Annotated in this window: 23 protein-coding genes; 8 read left to right on the top strand and 15 right to left on the bottom strand. The window is 48.4% G+C overall.

Going from position 1 to position 22,307, the window contains the following annotated elements:
• Positions 1-195: 195 nt before the first annotated feature.
• Positions 196-1,524, top strand: coding sequence for an MFS transporter (locus EDM56_RS10880; protein WP_122917930.1), 1,329 nt, complete (start codon positions 196-198; stop codon positions 1,522-1,524).
• A gap of 99 nt (positions 1,525-1,623) precedes the next feature.
• Here the strand turns inward: EDM56_RS10880 and EDM56_RS10875 are convergent, their stop codons facing one another.
• From EDM56_RS10875 to EDM56_RS10865, 3 genes are read right to left on the bottom strand one after another with little or no spacing between them, the layout of a single operon-like run.
• Complete coding sequence (locus EDM56_RS10875) at positions 1,624-2,964, bottom strand: MFS transporter (protein WP_122917929.1); 1,341 nt, start codon at positions 2,962-2,964, stop codon at positions 1,624-1,626.
• A complete protein-coding gene (locus tag EDM56_RS10870; protein ID WP_122917928.1) occupies positions 2,951-4,585 on the bottom strand; it encodes a PEP-utilizing enzyme in 1,635 nt (544 codons plus the stop codon). Before EDM56_RS10870 ends, EDM56_RS10875 begins: the two co-directional genes overlap by 14 nt.
• A gap of 11 nt (positions 4,586-4,596) precedes the next feature.
• Positions 4,597-5,487, bottom strand: a complete 891-nt coding sequence (locus EDM56_RS10865) for a PEP/pyruvate-binding domain-containing protein (RefSeq protein ID WP_183192389.1) — start codon at positions 5,485-5,487, stop codon at positions 4,597-4,599.
• A 325-nt stretch (positions 5,488-5,812) separates the two neighbouring features.
• On the opposite strand from EDM56_RS10865, the gene EDM56_RS10860 reads away from it, so the two are divergent.
• Positions 5,813-6,193, top strand: coding sequence for an MmcQ/YjbR family DNA-binding protein (locus tag EDM56_RS10860; protein ID WP_122917926.1), 381 nt, complete (start codon positions 5,813-5,815; stop codon positions 6,191-6,193).
• Positions 6,194-6,201: 8 nt separating this feature from the next.
• On the opposite strand, the gene EDM56_RS10855 is transcribed toward EDM56_RS10860, so the two are convergent.
• Positions 6,202-6,621: a coproporphyrinogen III oxidase gene (locus tag EDM56_RS10855; RefSeq protein ID WP_122917925.1), complete on the bottom strand. Its 420-nt coding sequence runs from the start codon at positions 6,619-6,621 to the stop codon at positions 6,202-6,204.
• Positions 6,622-6,802: 181 nt separating this feature from the next.
• Positions 6,803-6,970, bottom strand: a complete 168-nt coding sequence (locus EDM56_RS31470) for a hypothetical protein (RefSeq protein ID WP_183192388.1) — start codon at positions 6,968-6,970, stop codon at positions 6,803-6,805.
• Between the two features lie 59 nt (positions 6,971-7,029).
• On the opposite strand from EDM56_RS31470, the gene EDM56_RS10850 reads away from it, so the two are divergent.
• Positions 7,030-7,431 carry an NUDIX hydrolase gene (locus EDM56_RS10850; RefSeq protein WP_122917924.1) on the top strand — a complete coding sequence of 134 codons (402 nt, stop codon included), beginning with the start codon at positions 7,030-7,032 and terminating at the stop codon, positions 7,429-7,431.
• A 124-nt stretch (positions 7,432-7,555) separates the two neighbouring features.
• Here EDM56_RS10850 and EDM56_RS10845 read toward each other — a convergent pair whose 3' ends face one another.
• Complete coding sequence (locus EDM56_RS10845) at positions 7,556-7,789, bottom strand: DUF3951 domain-containing protein (protein WP_246009362.1); 234 nt, start codon at positions 7,787-7,789, stop codon at positions 7,556-7,558.
• Between the two features lie 283 nt (positions 7,790-8,072).
• Here EDM56_RS10845 and EDM56_RS10840 point away from each other — a divergent pair, with 283 nt between their 5' ends.
• Positions 8,073-8,459 carry a carboxymuconolactone decarboxylase family protein gene (locus tag EDM56_RS10840; RefSeq protein ID WP_122917922.1) on the top strand — a complete coding sequence of 129 codons (387 nt, stop codon included), beginning with the start codon at positions 8,073-8,075 and terminating at the stop codon, positions 8,457-8,459.
• A gap of 153 nt (positions 8,460-8,612) precedes the next feature.
• Here EDM56_RS10840 and EDM56_RS10835 read toward each other — a convergent pair whose 3' ends face one another.
• From EDM56_RS10835 to EDM56_RS32225, 3 genes are all read right to left on the bottom strand, one after another.
• Positions 8,613-9,803, bottom strand: a complete 1,191-nt coding sequence (locus EDM56_RS10835) for an MFS transporter (protein WP_122917921.1) — start codon at positions 9,801-9,803, stop codon at positions 8,613-8,615.
• Between the two features lie 55 nt (positions 9,804-9,858).
• Complete coding sequence (locus EDM56_RS10830; protein ID WP_122917920.1) at positions 9,859-10,443, bottom strand: TetR/AcrR family transcriptional regulator; 585 nt, start codon at positions 10,441-10,443, stop codon at positions 9,859-9,861.
• 821 nt (positions 10,444-11,264) lie between these two features.
• Positions 11,265-11,741, bottom strand: a complete 477-nt coding sequence (locus EDM56_RS32225) for a 2'-5' RNA ligase family protein (protein WP_425456303.1) — start codon at positions 11,739-11,741, stop codon at positions 11,265-11,267.
• A gap of 354 nt (positions 11,742-12,095) precedes the next feature.
• Between EDM56_RS32225 and EDM56_RS10815 the strand changes: the two genes are divergently transcribed.
• Positions 12,096-12,974, top strand: a complete 879-nt coding sequence (locus EDM56_RS10815; RefSeq protein ID WP_246009343.1) for an alpha/beta fold hydrolase — start codon at positions 12,096-12,098, stop codon at positions 12,972-12,974.
• Positions 12,975-13,042: 68 nt separating this feature from the next.
• On the opposite strand, the gene EDM56_RS10810 is transcribed toward EDM56_RS10815, so the two are convergent.
• The 3 genes from EDM56_RS10810 to EDM56_RS10800 all read right to left on the bottom strand — a co-directional run bounded on the left by EDM56_RS10810 (position 13,043) and on the right by EDM56_RS10800 (position 16,698).
• Positions 13,043-14,329, bottom strand: a complete 1,287-nt coding sequence (locus EDM56_RS10810) for a DHHW family protein (protein ID WP_122917917.1) — start codon at positions 14,327-14,329, stop codon at positions 13,043-13,045.
• 21 nt (positions 14,330-14,350) lie between these two features.
• Positions 14,351-15,757, bottom strand: a complete 1,407-nt coding sequence (locus EDM56_RS10805) for an MBOAT family O-acyltransferase (RefSeq protein ID WP_122917916.1) — start codon at positions 15,755-15,757, stop codon at positions 14,351-14,353.
• A 248-nt stretch (positions 15,758-16,005) separates the two neighbouring features.
• The gene (locus EDM56_RS10800) at positions 16,006-16,698 is read right to left on the bottom strand and encodes a queuosine precursor transporter (protein WP_122917915.1); all 693 of its coding nucleotides are present in this window, start codon (positions 16,696-16,698) and stop codon (positions 16,006-16,008) included.
• Between the two features lie 189 nt (positions 16,699-16,887).
• Here EDM56_RS10800 and EDM56_RS10795 point away from each other — a divergent pair, with 189 nt between their 5' ends.
• Positions 16,888-17,805 carry an EamA family transporter gene (locus EDM56_RS10795; RefSeq protein WP_122917914.1) on the top strand — a complete coding sequence of 306 codons (918 nt, stop codon included), beginning with the start codon at positions 16,888-16,890 and terminating at the stop codon, positions 17,803-17,805.
• A gap of 79 nt (positions 17,806-17,884) precedes the next feature.
• Here the strand turns inward: EDM56_RS10795 and EDM56_RS10790 are convergent, their stop codons facing one another.
• The gene (locus EDM56_RS10790) at positions 17,885-18,514 is read right to left on the bottom strand and encodes a LysE family translocator (protein ID WP_122917913.1); all 630 of its coding nucleotides are present in this window, start codon (positions 18,512-18,514) and stop codon (positions 17,885-17,887) included.
• A 40-nt stretch (positions 18,515-18,554) separates the two neighbouring features.
• On the bottom strand, positions 18,555-19,439 hold the full coding sequence (locus EDM56_RS10785) for a LysR family transcriptional regulator (RefSeq protein WP_122917912.1): 885 nt from the start codon (positions 19,437-19,439) through the stop codon (positions 18,555-18,557).
• 128 nt (positions 19,440-19,567) lie between these two features.
• Here EDM56_RS10785 and EDM56_RS10780 point away from each other — a divergent pair, with 128 nt between their 5' ends.
• Complete coding sequence (locus EDM56_RS10780) at positions 19,568-20,260, top strand: aspartate/glutamate racemase family protein (RefSeq protein ID WP_122917911.1); 693 nt, start codon at positions 19,568-19,570, stop codon at positions 20,258-20,260.
• Between the two features lie 128 nt (positions 20,261-20,388).
• On the opposite strand, the gene EDM56_RS10775 is transcribed toward EDM56_RS10780, so the two are convergent.
• Positions 20,389-21,312 (bottom strand): carbon-nitrogen hydrolase family protein, encoded by a 924-nt coding sequence (locus tag EDM56_RS10775; RefSeq protein ID WP_122917910.1) that lies wholly within the window; start codon positions 21,310-21,312, stop codon positions 20,389-20,391.
• A gap of 100 nt (positions 21,313-21,412) precedes the next feature.
• Here EDM56_RS10775 and EDM56_RS10770 point away from each other — a divergent pair, with 100 nt between their 5' ends.
• Positions 21,413-22,291: a LysR family transcriptional regulator gene (locus tag EDM56_RS10770; RefSeq protein ID WP_122917909.1), complete on the top strand. Its 879-nt coding sequence runs from the start codon at positions 21,413-21,415 to the stop codon at positions 22,289-22,291.
• Positions 22,292-22,307: the final 16 nt, after the last annotated feature.

The following is a 22,307-nucleotide window of genomic DNA, read 5'->3' as shown; positions in this document are numbered from 1 at the left end:
TGCGATTGCGGCTATCATGCCTCTTGCGCACTGCTTCTTTTCGTTCCCATCTTCCTATTCATCGTATGCCGTGTAGGAAAGGAAAAGCGATTTTCGTAAGTCGTGTCGGTATCTTATCGGTTGGAAAGGCTTTACGATAAAAATACAGATAAGTCAAAAAATAAGCGTTATGGGCGCTGGCAAGGGGTTGACTGGATGGAACAAATTCGTGCAAATCAGCTGATCGATCAAGCAAAATTTAACCGCTTTCACATGATGTTGATCTTCTGGTGTTTTCTCATTATCGTTTTTGATGGCTATGATGTGGTCTTATATGGCTTGTCTGTTCCGTTTCTCATGAAGGAATGGTCGTTAACACCGATTGAGGTCGGGGCGATTGGCAGTTACACCGCCATTGGCACGGCGATCGGCGCCATTTTGTTCGGATTTGCTGCCGATAAGATCGGGCGAAAAAAAGTCATCATTTTTTCCGTGCTACAGTTCAGCCTATTTACCGCATTGGCTGGTTTTGCAAATGGACCCGTGATGTTCACCGTATTCCGTATCATAGCGGGCTTAGGGCTCGGCGGGGTAATGCCGAATGTGATCGCGTTGACAGCCGATTATACGCCGAAAGCAATCCGAAATGCGCTGGTATCCATCGTGTTCTGCGGGTATTCCATCGGGTCGGTTGCGGCGGCGATGATTGGGAAAAGCCTACTGCCGGCTATGGGTTGGAAACCGATCTTTTGGATCGCCGGCATTCCGCTTCTGTTCGTTCCCATTTTGGTCTCCTTTTTGCCGGAATCGATCAGCTCGCTCCTAGCAAAAGGAAAAGAGGATGAGCTTCGTGCGGTTCTCCGCCGTGCCAATCCGGCCAATCCGCTTCCGAATTCGCTCACGTTTGAAAAGCTGGGCAGCAAGCACGCTGGTTCTCCGATTGTGAAACTGTTTGAAAAGAAGCGTACGGTGAGTACATTAATGTTTTGGATCTGTTTTTTCTGCGCCTTTGTCCTGATTTATGCAATGAGCACATGGCTGCCGAAATTGATGCTGAGCGCGGGTTATGATTTAGGATCCAGCATGATGTTCGTTGTCTTTTTAAATCTGGGTGCGATCGTCGGGACCATTGTACTTGGCACCTTGACGAACCGGTTTGGCTTTAAAAAAGTGCTGGTTCCGCTGTATGCCTCGGGTGGAATCGCGTTTCTCTTATTGGGATTCAAGCTGGACATTGCCGTCATTTATACGCTGACCGCCGTGATCGGGGCAGCCTCCATCGGTGCTCAAAATATCGCAAATGCATTTGTTGCCGAATACTACCCTGCGCAAATCAGATCGACCGGATTGGGGATGTCATTTGGCTTCGGCCGCATCGGCGGCGTTGTCGCTCCAACACTCGTGGGTGTTCTGCTAACCATGAATTTGTCCTTCCAAATGAACTTTCTTTTCATCGGGATCGCTGGACTGATCGCAGCCATCGCCGCTATGTTCGTTCAGGAAGCGTATGCAGATCGCGAGGAATTGTTACAAGCGGCGGGTTGAGAGGCTTAACCGGCCGTGCTAAAAAATGAAAAAGGGGGCATCCGTAAAGAAGCACGTAGCTTCCTTTAAGCGGATGCCCCTTACGTATTCAACACGTTCTCAAGCGCCGACATTCTTCTGTTTCGCGGCGTGGCCAGGCCCGATCGCTTCCCCCAGCCCAAGCGAGACGGGAACCCCGACCAGCGCGAACAGCAGCAACAGGGAAAAAAGCAGCCCGTGCCCGATGGACAGGCTGACCAGAACTGACGCGATCATGCCGCCCACATAACGGAAGGTGGAAAAAATCCCGGAGGCAATCCCGGACATCTCCTTGGGCACGGAAGTCAAGGAAGCTGTCTGCATCGAGGCCATGCCGATGCCGGCGCCGATTCCACCGATCGCCATCGCCAGGTACAAATAAGCCAGCGAGTGCGTCACACTGATGCCTAAATATGCCAGGGCGCCGAGCGCGGAAAACAGAAACGAGAGCAGCACGGTTCGCTTTTTGCCCAGACGCGATTCGAGGTGGCCGCCCGCAAACGAGCACAGCGAGGAAGCGAGCGAAAAGACGAACAGGAGCATGCCGATGGTCGTTACGGGGAAAAGCAGCTCGGTTTGCAGTAAGATCGGCATGATTAGGATCGTGCTGTACATAACCGCGTTGCTGAGCAAAATAGACAGATTAGCGCTGGTAAACGCTCGGTTGCGAAATAAGGCGAATTCGATCAAGGGTGCGCCGCTGCGCCGTTCCTGGACGATGAACAAGGCGGTGGAAAGGCCGAACAGCGCAATCGTCCAAACCGATAAAAATGCAGGGTGCGACACGACTAAAATCAGTGTGACAAGGCTTATCGCAAGCAGCACTGAGCCAACCCAATCTAGCGCAGCGCGAACGGTTGGCGTGCGTTTGGGCAGCAAAACGAATGCCGCCAAAAGCGAAAACAAGGCGAATGGCAGATTGATCCAAAAGATGGAGGTCCAGCCCCACTGGCTGATTAAGAGCGAACCGACCAGAGGCCCGATCGCCGCACCCAGCCCCATCGTCAAGCCGAAGACGCCAAATGCTTTACCCAGTCTTTCCCGAGGTGTGACAAAGCGGAGAATCGCGCTGGCATTTGGCGATGCCAAAGCGCCGCCGACGGCCTGCACGGCGCGAAATGAGATGAGCCACAGCAAATTCGTCGAAAAGATGCACGCCGTGGACGACAGCAGAAAGAGAAACATGCCGAGCAAAAACATTCGCCGATTCCCGTACAGATCCCCAAGCTTGCCTGCGATTGGCTGCAGCACGGTCATCACGATCAAATAAACCGTAATGATCCAGGAGGAGCTGGCAAGCCCACTTCCGAGCGATTGCGAAATGCTAGGCAAGCCGACCGCGATCATGGTCGAATTGACGGGAACGAGAAACGTCCCTGCCAGGATGGCGAGAATGATGAAATGGTGCTTATTCCCTCCCAAAATGGACAACTCCGTTCGTCCCGTCGACGGTCACTGTATCCCCATCCCGCAAGACCGATGTCGCCACTTTGGTTCCTACGACAGAAGGCAGCTTGTATTCCCGCGCGACCGTCCCTGCGTGAGACAAGATCCCGCCAGCATCTGTCACGACTGCACCGACAAGCGAAAACAGCACCGTCCAAGGAGGCGTCGTCGTTCGGCACACGAGGATGTCGCCTTTTTGCACCTTGGCGAATTCCTCCGGCCCCCGCACCACTTTAACAGTCCCGGTATAGCTGCCCTGTGAAGCGGCGTATCCACTGAAGCTTTGCTTCGTTTCATCCACGGCAGCCTGCTTGGTACCGAAAACCCGTTCGAGCACCGGATCATCTCCGTCGATTTTCGGAGGGGTTCCGTAAAATGGTACGGCTTTGGCCGACTTTTGCTCCTGATACGCTTGCTTCCGAGAATCGATAAGCGAATCGGCAGGTATGGGCTCATCCAAAAGGGAGATCAGCTCATCCAAATATAGATAAAAAATATCATTGCGCTCCGCAAGTGCTTCCGCCTGCACGAGCAGCTCTCCTACCCGCAGCAAGAAGAGCCGTGATTTGGCAGGAAGCATCGCGTCGATATAAAAGTGATGGTCTTCATCCAATCCCCACGAATCAAGTGCCCATTGATACAAATGCACAAACTGCTCCTTCGCATCCCCCTCCGGCATTTTGTCCAAAACCGCCTGTGCCTTGCTTTCCCGTTCACAAACGATTTGCGCGAAATGCGCATCAAAATCGTATTCCTTTTGCAAGTACGAGACGATGATGGACAAGGCGTGCACCGGATTTTCCACCCAGGTCTCATCGACAAATTCATGAGAATTGGGCGTGCGGTAGCCGTATTCGTCCAGAAACGACTGCACGCGTGTCAAAAAGGCGCGTCCTTCCTCGCTTTGGGCAAGTCGGTGGGCTAGTTCGCTGACCGGCGTTGCCAGCAGGAGCGTCTTTACCTCTTGTGTGTCATGAGCGGCTTGCGCCAGCTTCCACAGCCCTCTGTCCGTCTCAAGCGTTTTGTTCATGACGCCGGTCAGAAGCTCATACACATAGGTGCTTTGCGGATCGCCCGTCAACTGGCTGTACAGCTGCTCCAAAGCCATGGATAGCGAGGTTCGCGGCATCACGATCTCGAAATGGAGCTGCCAGGCGCGCTCGTAAAATGAATGCAGCGCAAGCACCTGTTGGCGTGCTTCTGCCAATGTGCGGATCGTTTGGGTGGAGCGGTCGAGTGATGAGTAAAAGGGGAGGAAATCGGCTTCTACATAATCGAGCAACCGCTGCTTGAGCACAGGCAGCAGCGGCTTTACCGCCTTTTTATGCGCTTCGATGCGCGCTTGGGCGTCGCCGGGATAGGGAAGCGTTTGTTGATAAATCCGGCCGTCCGATAGCTTCATGACGAACTGGCTCATCGGCATCTGAAGATGTTCAAACGCCTTTTTGGTGCCGTCGGTCATGGCCGGTATTTGGAACGAGGCGAAAAGAGGGCTGACGACGTGGGCAAGATGAACATCATCCTGCACCCAGAAGCCTTGTTTTTTGTCCTCGTCGCCAAGCAAAAGCTTGTTTTGGAAATCAGCCAGCTGAAGCATCCGGATCCCTCCTAAGTCGTAATGGGGCGAACCTGCAAAAGGTAGAGCTGCTCTTCTTTGATCGCAAACTCAATATCTACGGGCTGCTGATACAAGATTTCAATTCGTTGCGCCTCTCGCGCGATGGCGAGAACGGCTGTGTCATCGAGGCAAAATTGGGTTTGCTCTGATTCGGTTGTTTCCATTTCGCGGGTTTCGCGAACGGCTGGGACGATTTTCAATTCTTTTGGCCCAAGTTCTTTGGTAAGCTGTTCCGTATGTTTGTGAACAGTGAATGAGTCGGGGGTGACTAGGCCGGAGACGATCGATTCGCCTAGTCCATAGCTGGCGTTGATGATGATTTCGTTTGCGCTTCCCGTGACAGGATTCATGGTGAACACGACGCCGGAGACATCAGCGGCGATCATTTGCTGGACGAGGATTCCCATCGGGAAATTGGTGAGCGATAGTTGCTTGGTGGCGGCGTAGTGGGCGACTTGATCAGAAAAGAGCGAGAGCCAGCAGCGTTTGATGGCGGAGAGGAGGTGGTCGAAATCGGTGACGTGCAAAATGGTTTCGTACTGACCTGCAAATGAGGCTTCCTGCAAGTCTTCAGCAGAGGCGGAGGAGCGGACAGCGACCGAGCAACCGGTGGAACCGGTCAAGCGGCGGTAGGCAGCGGCGATTTCGGCACGAATCTCATCGGGGATCGCAGTTTGCAAAAACCGTTCTGTGCGATCCTGAAAATCCGCGCTGTTCGCCATGCGGTGTACATCGAGAAAATGCGCCAACGCTTCCGCGGTGATGACAAACCCATCGGGAATGTAAAAATGTTCCCGCATCAGCCTGGACAATTGCAACGCCTTGGAGCCGATGCGGTCCTTCTGTTCGCGGAAGGCAGCCTCCAGAGAGACGGTATACAAGCCGGGCACTCCTTTATGGTGGATTTGAACGTGGATCAGTACTACCTTAACACAAAATACATGCAATTTTAACCAAAATTTACAATGAAAAGCATGGCGTGTCCGGATGGCCGAACAAGTCATCATCTTCTCCTTGTTCGACAAAAAGCCGAGCCACTCGTCCATTCAGTTCATGATGTGGAAAACGAAAGGGATATCTCGCCTTTTCATAGAAATGGAAGAAGAGAGACGCCAGGTGGTGTGACTTGTTTTTTGTTGTGATAATGGGTAAGATCGTGAAACCAACGAATGTGCGATGAGAAGAACAAGTGAAAGGGGCGTGCACGTGTTGTCAAACGGGAAGTCGATTACATCGAAAAAAGGCTTGGAAATGCTCGAAGAGGTTCGTCGGATTTGCCGGTCATTGCCGGAGGTGGAGGAGATCGTCGACGGGTTCGGCCATACGACCTGCAAAGTAAAAGGGAAGTCATTCATCATCATGGGCGACAGCGATGAGGGGCCAAGCCTGTCTTTCAAGTCCAACCGCGAGAACCAGGCGTTTTTGATTCAGCAGGAACCATTTTTTAAAACGCCGTACATCGGCCAACACGGCTGGGTGTCGGTCAAGCAGCCCGAGAATTGGGAGATGCTAGAGGGCTTGATCAAGGAAGCTTATTTGCGCGCAGCCCCCAAGCGGCTGGTGGAGCAGGTGTTGGGGAAAAGATAGGATAACCGTCAGATTCCGTGATGGAGGATGCACTGGTTGTCATCTTGTACTCGGTCGAGCAATTCCGCAAGAGTAGACAAGGTTTTCACTAGTTCGTCTTTGGAAAAAAAGCACTTTTCATAGTTGCCCATGCCGTCTCCATCGATGACATAGCGACCCGTAAGTTCAATTGTTTGGGGGCCAAGTGAAAAGAGCGAACACCATGCTAGAATGATAGATTTAAAAAGCGGGGCACTGTTTTTGGGAATTAAGGTAATGCCGTGATAGTGTAAGCCGGAATGCTCCTCTTTCGTTGAAGCATTAAACGTCGGCAGCCAGTTCAATGAATCCCAGATATAGCTGATGAGATCATCATGCAGTACAATCATATCTTCGGTTTCTTGCAATGCGGGGAAATTGGTTAGATAAAATTCATGCGTAAGTCCCATTTCATCACCTTATCGGTCGATACTGGATCGAGGATTTGCATTTATTTATACCGATGTTTGAACGGATTGTCCAGCAGTGGTGCTAATTCTTTTAAATAATTCCATCCCGCCACAAACCGAGTGAGAGTAAATTCGCAAATGTATTCAATGCTAAACAGCCGCTCAAAAGCTTCACCCAACGCTAGGAAGAACGACAGCCTTTCTTTCCAAAGTAGATCACAGCGCAGAACTCAATCATCCCGATGATTATCGAGACCAGACCAAATAGGCAAGATGAAAGCTGCAGATTAAGCGCCGCGGCCAGTAATGAAACAAGCCCCCCAGGCAGGAAGAGCACAAGTACGTTCATTGCAGAAGCTCCTTCCTTATCGTCATAACCATCTTTTAATAGAATCGAGGAAAAAATCTATGAACCTACTCCACGTCGACGTAGTCTACGTTTTGCTCTACGATGAAGCAACCGATCAAGTGCTGACGGTAAAAAATGAAAGGCATTGGAGTCTGCCTGGCGGGAGACGCGAGCATGGCGAGCTTTTGGCGCAAGCAGCGGTGCGGGAAGCGCGAGAGGAAACCGGCCTCCATGTGCAAGTGTCGGATATCGTGCACATTACCGAAAAGGTGGTCGGCAGCCATCATGCCACATTCATCACTTTCCGTGGGGAAATAACGGGCGGTGAGATCGGCACGACCGATAATGAGATCCAGCAGATCGCCTGGAAGTCGATTGCCGACGCAGAGGAGCTCATGCCATATTTGAGCAATATTCGTGAGCTGCTTCGCAATCATGCCACTTATGGCTTGGAAGCTTGAACATAAAGCCATAGGCAGGCAGAAGGATCGCTTTTTTCAAGACAGAAGCAGATTTACATGAAAAAAGCGGTCCGTCCCGCAGCATCCACCTATTTGAACCGAGATTGCCGAGCAGGAATCACCTTCAAACCGTTGTCGATGCTATACGACGGTTTTTGTCTTTATCATCGCCTTCCCCTTCTTCCTCCTCTTTCTTTTCCACCTTTTCCGTATGATACTCCACTTGTGTTTGTCCGAAAATATGGTCAAATGGCGTGTAGTAATGCTCCACCATTTTTTTCTTCACGAAAGATTGATAAATCGCGACCCCAAGCGTGACGAGGATGAGCAGCGCGATGGAACCGATCACGAACAGCATGAAAAGCACGGAAAACCCGCTCACTTACATGAACTGGTATCTAGTACGAATGACAGCGCAATCGGTTACATGTAGGCAAGCTGATTCCAGACAAGAGGGTGTGAAAGCATCAGCCTCATGAACAAAAAAAGCCGCCAACCGGCGGCAATGCAAGGAACCGTATTAGCGTGATATGCTTGAACAGATTTCATCTTAAGGTGACCTTGTCACAGATAACGCCCTTGTCATTCAAATACAATCAGACCAGTGAACAAATTGTTCTACTCTGAAGAATGATAAGGAGCTGATTGATGTGAAAACGTATTATGATCCCGCAAATCTTCAACGGATTCCGGATTTAGGTAAGCTTAGTCCTGAAGCAGCAGCTGCCTTTCTGAATTTTGAACATCAGGTGTATCAAACCGCACAAGTACTGCCTGAGCGAACCAAAGAATTGATCGCAATTACCGTGGCACACGTCACCGGGTGTCCTTATTGCATCGGTGTACATGTGAAGAAGTTCAAGGGTTTGGGTGGTTCCATGGAAGAAGTTATGGAGGCATTGCTCGTAGCGGCTTCTACCCGAGCGGGTGCTATTCTTAGTCATGGAGTTAACGCTCTACTTGCTTTTGAAGAGGGGGAAGAGAAACAACCCGAGAAATCTCAAAATGGGCCCGAATGTTTTTGTTAATCAGATGGAGTCTACTCCCGAACGTGGGGAAAAAAGCCACCGTTCAGATTGAAGTGAATCCGTAAAATAGAACAGCAGCGGCAGACTAAGACATTATTTTTCAAGTCTTAGTCCGCGGCTGTTTCCTGTATTCGATCCCCCTAAAAAGTTATTTTACTCGGACATATGGCTCGTTTGGTGCAGCTTGTTGTAAAACCGTTCAAACCGGAACGAAAACAGGAAAATGTACAGGATGACGGCGCTTGCCACGATGTTCAGTAAAATGAGCGCCAGGTTGAGGGCGAAAAGGAAGGTAAGCATCCCCACACCGACGATCGGCACGATGAACCCCGCATAGCCAGCCAAGTAATAGGTCGAGATCACCTTGTTCCGTTCTTCCGGCTTCGGCAGTCGCCCCGCCAGCTGCAGACTGCCTTGGAACGTCCACCCCATCCCGATCGCCTGAATGAAAATGCCGGTCCACAGCAAGCCAAGATTCGCCGTCTGGCCGGAAATGACGGTAAACCAGGCACCCAACGCCAGCAAGACGACGCCAAACCGCACGCGAGTGATGGACTGCCTGGGCCAGCCAAACAGCTGGGAAACAGCCGCGATTCCGAACAGGACGAGGATCAACAAACCGGACACAGCGAGGTTGGAGCTGTGGATCACGTTTTTGACGAAGCTTGGGATCAACGAGAGTACGACGCCATTGAGCGTGAACACCATGAAAATCGGCAGTGCAATGAACGACCAGAAATACGGGCGGATCGCACTTGGGACCCCGAGTGAAATTTTCGCCGGAGCATATGTTGTTTGCGGCGAGGCTGTATCGGCCAACGTCTCCAGCGCGAACGCTCCGCTTGCAAGCAGCACGGTCAAAATGCCGTACGGGAGATGCATCGGCTGAAGCTGAATGTATTGGATCACTAATCCGGTGATAGCAGGTCCGAGTCCGAAGCCGACCGTATTGACGATGGCGGAGAAGCGCAGCGCTCTCCCAGTTTCATGGGCCGGGCTTTGCTGCAGCAAAAAGGCGACAGCCGTCCCGGTGAAGGCGCCGAACGCAATTCCCTCCAAGATGCGCCCGAGAAAGAGCATCCATGCCTGATTGCCCAAAAGAAACACAAGCGTCGACAAAAGCGAGAGCAGGATGCTGGTGCGCAGAACTTTTTTCAAGCCCCACGCGCTGCCGCGCGAACCGATGATAAGCAGCGCAGGCAGCAAAGCCGCTGCGTACGATGCGAACAGGATGGTCAGCTGCAAGCTGCTCAAATGGAACTGTTCCTGGTAAAGCGGGAACAGAGATGAAGGAAAGGTTGCCCCGATCGACATCACCAGTAAAACCCAGAGCATTCGTTTCATGAGAAACCTCCTCGAATAATTTAAGAATGATCGTTCAAGAAAAGCGTAAAAAAAATTAAAACAGAAACGAAAGTGTCACTTTTACGGTATCATCCATTGTGCTGCGGTCCGAAGCGGATTTGGCCAAAACATGCAGACCTTGCTTCGTGTTCACCAGAAAGCGCGCCAGCTCGCGGATATGTTGTTTTCCTTTCAGCTCTCCGTTTTTTTGCGCGCGCAGCAAAAAGCGATAAAACCATGTCTCCTGCTGCAAAAAATAAGCTTCTACCCGACTCGCCACGCTCGGCTCAAACACGGCGACACCCATCGTCGCATTGGCCATAAAGCACCCGCGACGCAGGCTGGCGTTGTCGATGGAGCTGTCGATCACCCGGTTGAAAAAGCGCTCGAGCAGCTCACGGGAATCGCCGGTTTCCTGCAAAATCGAATAAAACGACTCGTGCGCCGTCTCCTGAAAGCGATCGATGCAGGCCAAAAACAGCTGGTGCTTGTCGCCAAACGTATCGTACAGGCTGCCCCGATGAATCCCCAGATGCTCACACAAATCTTGCATGGACGTCCGGTCGTAGCCTTTTTGCCAAAACAGCTCCATCGCTTTATCCAGCGCTACCTCTTGATCGAACTCTTTATGTCGTGCCATGATCGTTCACCTGCCTTGTTATCGTGACTATACTCTTTTAAGAACGGTCAGTCAAGTATTTGCCGCGCCCAAAAGTGCCGCGTGCGAGCGACACTTCATTGTACATGGGCAGCAGCTATAAAAGAATGGTAATGAAAAATGAACAAAGCCATACTAAAACACTCGTCAGGCAGTACCTCCAAATTTTGGAGGACCTTTTGGCAAAAGGATAATTGGTTCCGAAACAAAGTAAAACGTAAACGAGAATGACCAAATAGCCTAAGGGAGTGGGACTTGGGGACCGACTACCAAGTGCACCTCCAGTTAGTAAGACAAACATCAAAACATAAAACCCTGCGATCCCAAGCAGAATGTTCAAAATGAGGGCAGAAAGTTTCATCCACAAAGGTATTCACCTCGAATTCGTTGTTACTAATTTGACGTGCTTACATGAATAATGTTACCGCGTGGAACAGATTTGTAGCGTAATAAAATGCCCATTTTGTCAGTGGAAGAAGCTTTTTAGTAATCCCACATTCCATAAAAATCCTACTATAAAAATGAGGAGTCCAACGACAATCCATATACCGACCACATTTCGTTTTATGAAAAAAATGATGAGGAGGTAAATCAAATAAACAACAGTACTGCCAATGCCAAGAGCAAGTGAGATCAATTTCGAAAGGATAAAGAAAATTCCATCTGGTGAAAACCAGATGAAGATACTGATTCCGACGAGAGACAACCAAATAATCGTTCCGATGATGTAGGCCATTTGAACACTCTTTTCATTCATTTGTTTAACAGAAGGATATTACCTAAAAACACAAAATTACTTTTCGTTATTTAGTAAAATCATTGATGCCCAATGGGACAGTGAATTCAATTACTGAACTTTGATCGTCTTTTATGCTCTCGACGGTTATCTCTGTGACGTAGCATTCAAATGTTTCGGAAAAACCTTGAGTAACCGCAAAAGCCCGTTCAAGCGCAGCAGTATAAGGGAATCTTCCAACGGTAATATGTGGCGTATAAGGTATTTGTTCATTTAAGAAACCGCGTAGAATGCCGGTGTATAGACGGTCATGAAGATCTTTTATTTTATTTGAACCTTCAGTCACATTGAGAAACAAATAATTGTCTGATGTTGCTGTTATTCCGTTTACGCAAAGTTTAAAAGGTCGAACTTTGTCAACGGAGGCAACGAAATGAGTATGAAGGTCGGCCAGACTACGATCACTTTCGAATGGAAATACGAGGGTGATATGAGGAGGTATGAGACCGTATAAGGAATCATATTTCTTGCGTAATTTTTCAATCTTATCGAGATTTGGGAACTTAGGAAAGATATGAACCGCTCGAAGTATAAGGGATCGCCTCCGTAAAACATCGTTTTATTTATTGTTTAAAACAACAGCGGATACCCGAGAAAGAAACACAGTATTCCAAGTATACCAAGCGTGATGAACATATATTTGAACTTTTCTTGATACCAAAAAACGAGTACGAAATAAACCAATGAGGCGAGGGTACCAAGGATTCCCTTCATTAAGCACGTTTAAATAACCGTTTCCCGGCATGAAGCTATTCGGGTTTACCGAATGACACTCATAAATGCAGTAGGCAATCGTTCCCATCCAAAAGAAGGTACTATCGGATGAGTTTTTGAAAACATGAAGGAGATAAAATCCCATCATTCCGCTCATCCTATACAAAAGGCTGTAGATATTGGAAAGGATGTGGCTCGACTGAACCAGATCACGCTAGCGAACGGACAGGTTTACTCGTTTCAGCAGTTAGGAAGCGGTGCGCCGCTTCTGTTCATTCATGCACCCGCTATCGGGCACGTAAATTTTTTCGCCCAACATGCCTTGGCAGACCACTTTCAACTGATCATCCCTGATCTACCGGGCCACGGTGACAGCTCACCGATACCTGAGTCCTTTTCTTTATCTGCAATCGCGGGGCAGCTATGTGAGCTGCTTGCCCGCATCACCGATCAAAAAGCAATTGTATGCGGTTATTCGCAGGGCGGTCCGCTTGCATTGGAATGCTTGCTTGCGTCACCTAACCTTTTTGCCGGGGGCATTCTGGTGAGTGGATTTTCTGAGGTGAACGAACTGTTTCTACATACGCGTTTCTACATGGCCGAAGCTTTGACTGCGATGCATGGCATTGGACTTCTTGCCAGTTCCATCGCTTCCTCTCACGTCGATGATCCGGTGATTCAGAAACAGTGGATTTCCCATATGGAAAATACGGATTCATCGACACTGCTCCAACTGTATCGGGCAGGGCATGCAGAAAATTGTACAGCGCGTCTATCGGAAATCTCATCGCCCTTGCTTCTCCTGTGCGGTCAAGAAGACCAGCGGATGCACCCATATGCCCAGTTGATCGAAAAGCACGCGCCGAATGCCCGCACTGTCATTATTTCGGGTGTAAACCATCAGATCGTAACAAAGGTGCCGGACCGATTTCATGAAGAGGTCAGGTGTTTTGCCGCGTCCCTTTCATTGGATCTGCAGAGGTCGGCGGTTCCCGTTCCATGATAAATAAAACAGGCCAACGTCGAATCACTTTTCAAGAGAAGTGATTTCGCGTTGGCCAAACGATTTTCTTACTTGCTCACCTTTTTTTCAAAATCATAATTGTTGCTAAACAGATTATCATCATGCAAAGCGATAATCAGGATGTCATAGTGCTCGCTTGATAAGATTTTTTTCAAGCTGAATTCCGGGTAGTAACGATTGTCGTAAACCGTTAGTTGGTGAAAGCTTTGGGCCAAATATGGTGTTATCGGATTCATGAATGAATCTTTCAGTAACAGGACCCGCAGCTGGTTGCCTGCTTTCGGGTTTTCATACGTGATTTTGCGTCTGTCTCCGCCAAAGAAGGTGCCGTAAGAAACCGTACTTTGTCCTTTTTTGTATCCATAAAAATCGCGAAAATCTCGAATGGTTTGGGTTCCATCTCCATTAATCACTTCAAAATGTTGAAAAGTAAACGGCGTTTTCGGTTCATAAATCATCGTTCGATCGGCGTTTTGGGGATCAATAGCATTATTGCTTTGCCTGTTATAGCTTCCGTCGAAACGGCCATCCGTTAAAGATGAAACGTTGATATCGTAGAGCGACATCGGCTTACCTTTAAAAAGGGCAGACTTGCTTGAAAGTTGGCGTATCATTTCTTGATAAGCCGTAAAGGCGCCTTTGATATTCCAATGATGGTCGGTTTCTAAGTACATGCCTTCCCGCTGCGCGTTCGTAAAGGTATCAAACTTTTTGCGAATATCTACGACGTTTATTTTTTTGTCGAGCTTCGACAAGAAATAGTCTCTCGATCTGGCATAAGCGTCCGTTTGCATGTAAGGAGGATACAAATGCATCAATGAGATCGTTCTCGACGGATTAAAAACGAAAAACGTTTCGGTTTTTTGAGCCTCGGCGTTGGCGAACGCTGCGTTTAATTTTGCCGTGGCAGCGTCAATTTCGTTTGTATGAACGGTTTTATCCGGAACCGGCATAATCCACTTTTCATTGATCAGAACCAAATTGGACACGGTGCGCGAATCGTTTACGACCGTTCCGTCTTCGGGTTTGGATTGCGTTCGATCGCGAAGCATGTTTTCGAACAGCATGGAGTTAAACAGACTGGAATTTTGCTGCTTTTGATACAGTTTCACCATTTCGTTGCGAAACACGATCTGGTCATTGAAATATTGATTCATGTTTTCGAAAAAACGGGGTGTTGTAATAGCTGCAAAGCTAAAATCGGGCAGCTTGCTTAACGTTCTGTTTTCGATGGCAGAGATGTCTTTATGAGCCGTGAAAATGCTGGCGATGGTGAATCCGAAAAGTATCGTTAAGAAAGCGACGATATAAGCGATTGAAACGGGTTTACTCATTTCCGTGCTCCTCTTGATAAGCTAGAATCGAAAATACAAGAAAGGGTTATAGGTTGAATTGATCAGATACAAGATTACTTCCACAAAGAGGAAGCAATGGAACAGCAAGGCGAAAACGGTCTGTACTTGTCTGATCGGCTTGCCGAATTGCCATTTTTGCAGCTTGGGAAATATCGGTGCGGCGAAAAGAATCGCAATGGAAAACGGAATCCAATTCATCGATAACAGTGCGAGCGCTTGGGAATCGAATACTGGGTTACCGCGTGAATGGAACATGGCCAAGATGAAATCCGTTGCATACCCAAAGTTGTCGGCACGAAAGAAAACCCACCCGATCATGACAAGCAGCAGCACGATAACGTGGTTGAAAGGATAGAGTCTGAGAAGCATCTTTTCGAGACCAGCCTTTTCCAGAGCGATTAGGATTCCGTAGTAAATTCCCCAAGCAATGAACGTCCAGCTCGCCCCATGCCACAACCCTGTCAAAGCCCACACGATCAATAAATTCCTGTAGATTTTCCATGTTGCTACCTTGCTTCCGCCGAGCGGGATATACACATAATCTCGAAACCAGCTGCCAAGAGACATGTGCCAGCGTCTCCAAAACTCGGAAACACTTTTGGAAATATAAGGATAATTGAAATTCTCCGCAAACTCGAAGCCGAACATTTTCCCCAAACCGATCGCCATATCACTATAGCCAGAAAAATCATAATAGATCTGCAACGTATAGGCGATGATTCCAACCCAGGCGCCTCCTGTTGAAAGATCCATCGCAGGCGTTGCGAACATGGTGTCTGCTGCAAAGCCCAGCGGGTTAGCCAAGAGCACTTTTTTCCCCAATCCCAAAAGAAATCGTTTGATTCCCTCTGCGAATTGAATGGAAGAGAATACGCGCTTTCCAAGCTGTTCGGCAACAGAATTGTAGCGAATAATAGGGCCTGCGACAAGCTGCGGGAAAAAAGTAATATAAAGCGCCAAATTGAACAGATTGCGTTGCGCTTTTTCTACTTTTCGATAAACATCAATGAGATAACTAAGTGCATGAAATGTATAAAACGAAATGCCTAACGGCAGCGGCACAGGTGTTACATGAAAATTCGTTTGCAGGGCTTGATTCACAACATCTGTGAAGAAATTCGCATATTTAAAGAAGCTCAGAAGTCCAATATTGACAATGATTGCGAACGTTAAAATCGCGGGCCTCTTTTTTTCAGGATGTTCCGCTTGATCAATCCATCTCCCGAAGCCGTAGTTCATCAAAATGGATAAAACCATGAGAACAACATACCGCGGCTCACCCCAGGCGTAGAAGAGCAGGCTGAAAATCAATAAAATCGTATTTTTAAATCGAAACGGAACGGCAAAATAGCAGGCAAGGACTAGCGGCAAAAAGAAAAACAAAAAACTGACGGAACTAAAGACCAATGTGATTTCCTCCTGAGGCTGGCAATTCAAATCGATAACCAAACATCAAAAACTCATGAAAGGAAACGCATCCTTTTCATGAGTCTCTTTGAATTATACGTTTAGTAGATAAGCGTAAAAACCTTCAATTAGTGGAATTTCGACAAAATACTTCAATCCCCTTCCAAAAACTCCAAAATACCCAGGTATCGCTTTTGTGGGACGAAAACAAGAAAAAGCTCCCTGCGAACAGAGAGCCTCGTGCTTTCTTATGAATTCGCCCGTTCCCCGGTAAAGGTGAAATTGCGCGCGATGTACAAAACCGGCGTTGTCGCAACCGAGATCACGAATTTGATCAAATAGGTCGTAATGAAGATATCGAACCAGACGTTTGCTGGGTAGAAGCCAGCGAAAGCGATCGTGCAAAAGATCAGGGTATCGATCAATTGACTGATGATCGTGCTGCCGTTATTGCGGATCCACAGCTGCTCCCGTTTTGGGAAAGCCCGCTTGAGGAACGAGTAAATTTTGACGTCGATGAATTGGCTGCTTACATATGCGCACAGGCTACCAAGCGCCAGCCGCGGCATCAAACCGAAGATCGTCTGCAGCGCAGGTTGGGCCACATCGCCTTCCTGCGGCTGAAACAGCAGTACCATCTGCATGATGACCGTCGTCATAATCAACGTGAAAAAGCCGAACCAGACCGCTTTTTTCGCCTCTTTTTCCCCATACTTCTCATTGAGCAAATCGCTCGTCAAATAGATCGTCCCGTACATCGTATTGCCCAGTGTCATCACGAACCCGAATAGCTCGATGGTCTTGACTACCTGGATGTTAGCCAGCACCGTAGCGACGCCGACCCAGGCGTACAGCCCGGTTTTACCGAACATGCGGTAACAGATGAGGAAGAAGAAAAAATTGACGAGAACAAAAATAATGCCATACCAAAAATTAAACATGATGCGCCTCCTAGTTTTGATAACGCGGGAGTTTTCGAACCGCGATGGTTTTACCTAACGGGCAAAACATTACTATATCTTAATTTTTTTACAAATAAAGTACAAGCGAAAAGTATGCTACAATAGCAAGGTTGTGTAAAAAAGCTTGCGACTAGACAAAAGCAGCAGAAAAAAGGTGCAAAAAACGAAATGAATCAAAAGTGGAAAGCAATTGGACTCGTGATTTTCGGCTCTATTGTATACGGCTTTGTGTCAATTACGATCAAGATGGCGTATGAGCGCGGCTACTCATTTTCGGATGTGCTGGGAATGCAGCTGCTCTCGGGATTTATGCTATTGCTCGTAGGCACGACGCTCTTCCGCCAATGGGAGAAAGTAAACCGCAAACAGCTGGTGCAGTTGTTGCTAGCCGGTACGCTGAATGCGATGACAGGTATTTTTTATCAAATTTCACTACAGCACGTGCCTGCCTCCATCGCCATTGTGCTAATCTTTCAATTCATCTGGATTGGCGTACTCATCGAATGTCTGATCGAACGGAAGCGGCCTGCTCCGGAAACAATCATCTCGGTGGTGCTTCTGCTGATCGGGACTGCGATGGCGAGCAATGTGGTCAAAGTGGGCCTCTCAGGCTTGTCCTTATATGGTGTGGCATTCGGTCTCTCGTCAGCCGTTACGTATAGCGGCGTCATTGCGGCGAGCGGACGCATCGCGGTGCAGGTCAATCCGTGGATGCGCAGCTTGACTATGAACAGCAGCGCGACACTGCTGGTTTGGGTATTGTTTCGCCCGACACCATTTACCGATGGTGCCTTTGTAGGTGGTCTGTGGTACTGGGGACTCATCATTGCATGCTGTTCGGTATTGATTCCCAACCTATGCTTTGCAGCCGGGACGCCCAAGATCGGGTCAGCTCTGGCAGGTATTCTCGGTTCGGTTGAACTCCCGGCCACGGTATTTTTGTCCTGGATCATGCTGCAGGAAACTGTGACGCCTGTTCAGTGGGTGGGGAATGCGATCATCCTGGGTGGTATCGGTGCAACCCGTTTGAAGCTGAAGAAAAGAAAAACGGTTCCGTTTCGCGTTTCGGACGGTCAACCGCTTTAAATAGAAGAACGACGGATAGCCAGTCACCATTGTAGGTGGCTGGCTGTTTTATTTTGCAAGTGGTGCGGTGGCTGCCCACCTATCTGCGATCGAATGCAAGGCGCGCAGCAAGTCCAGTCAGCACGCCGGCCATGATCCAGCGCTGCAGGCGCAGCCATGTCGGCCGCATGCCGAACCAATCGGCGATCCTGCTCGCCACCAATACGATCATCAGGTTAACCGTAAAGCTGACGGCGATTTGGATCAGGCCGAGCGTTGCGCTTTGCAAGAGTACAGACCCTTTGTCAGGATCGACGAACTGGGGCAAAAGCGACACATACAGAATTGCGATTTTGGGGTTCAGCAAATTCGTCATGAAGCCCATCAAAAACAACTTTTTTGGCGGCTCAACCGCCAGCGGTCGTGGCTGCAAGATGGAGCCCGCCCCTGGCTTGACCGCATTCCATGCGAGCCAGAGCAGATAGAGCGCCCCTGCCCATTTGATTGCTTCATAAACATAAGGGACGGTTACGAATAGGGCGGACAAGCCAAGCATAGTGGCGATGACGTATACGAAGAAACCCAGCACAACGCCTAAAAGCGAGATGAAGCCAGCTGTGCGGCCTTGCGAAATCGAGCGGGACAGCAAGTAAATCATGTTGGGGCCGGGTGAGCAAACCATGCCGAGCGAAACAAACGCGAATGTGAGCAACGTGCCAAGGCTGACCAAGAGCGGTTCCCCCTTTCCAATGTGTTTTGCACGTGAAGTCTTATTTTTGCGCAGTCACTGCCATCAAGGAACATCCGAACGTCTCCGCTTCTCGGATAAACGTCCGAACGGCCGGCGAGGCGGCGGCACTCGACTGGACAGCGAGTCCGAGGTGCCGGTAGACAGGCGGGTCGAGACGAACGGCGCTGATGCCTTTCCTGTCATCGGGCAGTGCCATCTGCGGCAGGATCGTGATGCCCAAGCCTTGCTTGACCATCGCCAAAATCGTCGCTGTATCCTGCACTTCATATTTCACCTGCGGCACAGCAGGGCGGAACATCGACAGCACCAGGCCTTCGCAGCCAGCTCGTGTCAGGATGAACGGGTCATGGGCAATCTGGCTGACGGGAACCGCCGCCTGACCGGCGAGCTCGTGGTCTGCAGGCAAGAGCAGCAGCATCTCGTCTTTCATCACCGGCGTCGTGTCGAATTCTTGATCCGGCAATGAAACGAAGCCGACGTTGACGGCGCCAGTATGAATCCAGTTGCGTACCTCCTGATTGGTCCCCTCGAACAAAATCAGCTCGATGCCGGGATAGCGGACTTGGAATAGGGCCATCAAGCTCGGTAAAAAACGTGCCGAAACGCTGGGGAACGTACCGATGCGCAGGGTCCCCCGCTCCAGACCGCGAAAAGCGAACATCTCGTCTTGAATCTGGTCGACATGCTGCATGATCGCTCGCGCATGGGCCCACAGCTTTTCACCGGCCTCGGTCATTTTGCTGCCTTTGCGGCTGCGGGAAAGCAGCGCGACACCCAGCTCTTCTTCGAGACCGGAGATCATATGGCTGATCCCGGACTGTGTCATGCTGAGCCGTTCCGCCGCCTTGGTAAAGCTGCCGGTTTCCACAACGCAGAGAAAAACTTGTAGCTGAAGCAGTGTCATTGGAAGCGCCCTTTCTGTCGAAGATACATGATGTTTTGCTCATGTAAACTATGTGAAACGATCATTTGACCGATAGATAGACCCGCGATAATGTAAAAGAAACAAGTGCGACGAAAAGAGGGACGATGATGAAAACAATTGGTCTGATCGGCGGAATGAGCTGGGAGTCTACAGCGGTCTATTACCGTATTATAAATGAGCTGGTGCGCGAAAAACTAGGAGATTTGCATTCCGCACGCTGTTTGTTGCACAGCGTCAATTTCCAAGAGGTTGTCGATTGTCAGAAGGCGGGAGATTGGGAGCGGGCAGCTGCCATTTTGGCGGAATCAGCCCAAGGGCTCGAGCGCGCAGGGGCGGACTGCATTCTCATCTGCACCAATACGATGCACAAAATCGCCGACGAGGTGGCAAGCGCTGTCAACATTCCGTTGCTGCATATTGCGGATGTCACCGCGGCCAAAATTTTGGCGCAAGGAAAGCGCACAGTCGGCATGGTCGCGACCCAATACACAATGGAGCAGGACTTTTACATCGAGCGGATGAAGCAGCATGGCATCGAAGTGATCGTGCCGGAAGCAGACGACCGCGCGACTGTTCACAACATCATTTTCGGCGAATTGTGCGCAGGCCAGATCAAGGAATCGTCCCGCGAGCAATACCGTCGTATCATGCAAAAGCTGGTTGATCGTGGAGCGGAAGGCATGATTTTCGGCTGTACCGAAATAACGCTTTTGGTATCACAGGATGATGTCGTGGTGCCGATTTTCGATACGACGTATTTGCATGCGGAAGAGGCGATCCGGTTCGCGTTGGAAGGCTAAAAACGCTATTCTTTTCGTTGATTTTTACATGGAAAAGCCGATTCCAATATGCTGGAAATCGGCTTTATTTGTAATTTTCACAAAAATGATCGTTCGCGATAGATTCTTGCAATATCTAATAAGGAATACTATTGCTTTTCTTCATTAACGATTAGTTGAAACACGTCTTTTCGACTATAGTGTCCAACTACATCAAAATCAAATTGACCACGTGTGATGTCGTCTAAATCTAGAGTCGCATACAGGATTTCTTCTTTTCCAAATACAGGATCTACTAAAAATTTCCCAAGTGGATTTATGATGCAACTTCCACCACGCGTGATTTCATAAGGCATTTTTTGCATTTCCTCTTTTTCTAGTAAATCCTCTTCATACATATCTTTCGTACAATATTGATTGCATGATAAAACAAAACAACGTCCCTCAATCGCAATATGCTGCATAGAAGAAAACCAAGTATCACGTGAGTCAGCAGTAGGTGCAATATAGATCTGTATACCTTTTTCATACATAGCAGTACGTGCTAGAGGCATATAGTTTTCCCAACAAATCAGAGAACCAATTTTGCCATAGGGTGTATCAAAAACGGGGAGTGTACTGCCATCCCCTTCACCCCAAATGAGACGTTCACTACCTGTTGGCTTTAGTTTTCGATGTTTACCCAGCAGTTTTCCATCTGGACCGAAGAAAATAACTGTGCAATAAAGTGTGCCTCCGCTTGTTTCTTGATCGCGTTCAATTACGCCAATAACCGTATAGGCACCTGCTTTTTTCACTGCTTCGCCTAGTTCATCCATTTCAGGTCCCGGTACAGTTATGGAATTTTTTGCGTAGCGTAAAAAATCATTGCGTCCGCTGTCAGAACGGCTTCCTACTACAGCTCCAAAGTTCATTCCACGTGGATAAGCTGGAATAAATGCTTCTGGAAAAACAATAATATTCGCTCCTTGTTCCCCAGCTTCTTGGATAAGCGCTATTGCCTTGGTGATACATTTCTCTTTATTCATAACGATTGAACCGGCCTGAACGACAGCAACTTTACACGTTGTCATCTGGATCCCTCCTTTTCCTAATTTTAAGAGGAATCGTCTATAATATGAAATATATAATAATCATATTGAATATGCCCAAAAGGAATGATGGCGAAAACCGATGAATGTAAGAGACTTTGAGGTATTTAAAACAATTGTTGAAAGTGGAAGCTTTTCTAAAGCTAGTGAGCAGCTATTTATCGCACAACCAGCCCTAACGAAAACAATTCAAAGGTTGGAAAAAAAGCTTGGCGTAACACTCTTTGAGCGTACTAATCGAATTATTCGTTTAACTGATGAAGGTCAGCTTTTCTATGAAACCGCGGTTACAATGTTGCAGCGAATGAGAGAGTTAAAAATACAGCTTGAAGATATGAACGAGCATGTAAAAGGGCATTTAAAAATTGGACTGCCACAAATTATTGGTACCTTTTTCTTTCCACAAGTGGCGAAAGTTTTCTCAAAGAAGTATACAGAGGTAACACTTGAAATTGTTGAAGAAGGGGGATTGAGTATAGAAAAGCTCGTTGAAAAGGGGGAAGTCGATGTAGCTTTTGTCGTGATCCCTACACAAAGCAATGAACTAGAAGAAAAGCTTATTTTTGAGGCATCGTTTGTCGCCTGTTTGCCAATAAATCATGTGTTAAAAGATGAACAGCAGATTTCACTTGAACAACTGAAACAAGACGACTGGATAATGTTTGATCATACATTTGCTTTGCGTCAGGTGGTTCTGGATAGTTGCCGTAAGGAGCAGTTCGTACCGAGTATTGCATATAGTACAACGCAGTGGGATTTGTTAATGGAATTAATTCGTAAAGAACTAGGAGTGGCTATTGTTCCAAGTCCATTAATCGAAATGGGCGGGCAGAATCTTTGTGTAAAAGAGATCAGCAGTCAGTATATCCCATGGAAAATTGGTATCGTTGTGAAGAAAAATGCTTATAAAACACATGCGTTGCAGGCTTTTTTGAAAATAGTGTCGGATGTATACAAGTAAGTTTCTCGTTCAATGA

It is taken from the genome of Brevibacillus fluminis (assembly GCF_003710825.1).
GTDB classification, from domain to species: domain Bacteria; phylum Bacillota; class Bacilli; order Brevibacillales; family Brevibacillaceae; genus Brevibacillus_D; species Brevibacillus_D fluminis.
The sequence above is the reverse complement of the archived record's forward strand: the minus strand, read 5'-3'. Positions and strand labels throughout refer to the sequence as shown.

What these genes read in the sequence shown, in the direction of transcription:
- EDM56_RS10880 (WP_122917930.1), top strand. Translation starts at nt 196, where the DNA reads ATGGAACAAATTCGTGCAAATCAGCTGATCGATCAAGCAAAATTTAAC.
- EDM56_RS10870 (WP_122917928.1), bottom strand. Translation starts at nt 4,585, where the DNA reads ATGCTTCAGCTGGCTGATTTCCAAAACAAGCTTTTGCTTGGCGACGAG.
- EDM56_RS10855 (WP_122917925.1), bottom strand. Translation starts at nt 6,621, where the DNA reads ATGGGACTTACGCATGAATTTTATCTAACCAATTTCCCCGCATTGCAA.
- EDM56_RS31470 (WP_183192388.1), bottom strand. Translation starts at nt 6,970, where the DNA reads ATGAACGTACTTGTGCTCTTCCTGCCTGGGGGGCTTGTTTCATTACTG.
- EDM56_RS10850 (WP_122917924.1), top strand. Translation starts at nt 7,030, where the DNA reads ATGAACCTACTCCACGTCGACGTAGTCTACGTTTTGCTCTACGATGAA.
- EDM56_RS10845 (WP_246009362.1), bottom strand. Translation starts at nt 7,789, where the DNA reads ATGCTGTTCGTGATCGGTTCCATCGCGCTGCTCATCCTCGTCACGCTT.
- EDM56_RS10835 (WP_122917921.1), bottom strand. Translation starts at nt 9,803, where the DNA reads ATGAAACGAATGCTCTGGGTTTTACTGGTGATGTCGATCGGGGCAACC.
- EDM56_RS10830 (WP_122917920.1), bottom strand. Translation starts at nt 10,443, where the DNA reads ATGGCACGACATAAAGAGTTCGATCAAGAGGTAGCGCTGGATAAAGCG.
- EDM56_RS10815 (WP_246009343.1), top strand. Translation starts at nt 12,096, where the DNA reads ATGAAGGAGATAAAATCCCATCATTCCGCTCATCCTATACAAAAGGCT.
- EDM56_RS10810 (WP_122917917.1), bottom strand. Translation starts at nt 14,329, where the DNA reads ATGAGTAAACCCGTTTCAATCGCTTATATCGTCGCTTTCTTAACGATA.
- EDM56_RS10800 (WP_122917915.1), bottom strand. Translation starts at nt 16,698, where the DNA reads ATGTTTAATTTTTGGTATGGCATTATTTTTGTTCTCGTCAATTTTTTC.
- EDM56_RS10795 (WP_122917914.1), top strand. Translation starts at nt 16,888, where the DNA reads ATGAATCAAAAGTGGAAAGCAATTGGACTCGTGATTTTCGGCTCTATT.
- EDM56_RS10785 (WP_122917912.1), bottom strand. Translation starts at nt 19,439, where the DNA reads ATGACACTGCTTCAGCTACAAGTTTTTCTCTGCGTTGTGGAAACCGGC.
- EDM56_RS10780 (WP_122917911.1), top strand. Translation starts at nt 19,568, where the DNA reads ATGAAAACAATTGGTCTGATCGGCGGAATGAGCTGGGAGTCTACAGCG.
- EDM56_RS10775 (WP_122917910.1), bottom strand. Translation starts at nt 21,312, where the DNA reads ATGACAACGTGTAAAGTTGCTGTCGTTCAGGCCGGTTCAATCGTTATG.
- EDM56_RS10770 (WP_122917909.1), top strand. Translation starts at nt 21,413, where the DNA reads ATGAATGTAAGAGACTTTGAGGTATTTAAAACAATTGTTGAAAGTGGA.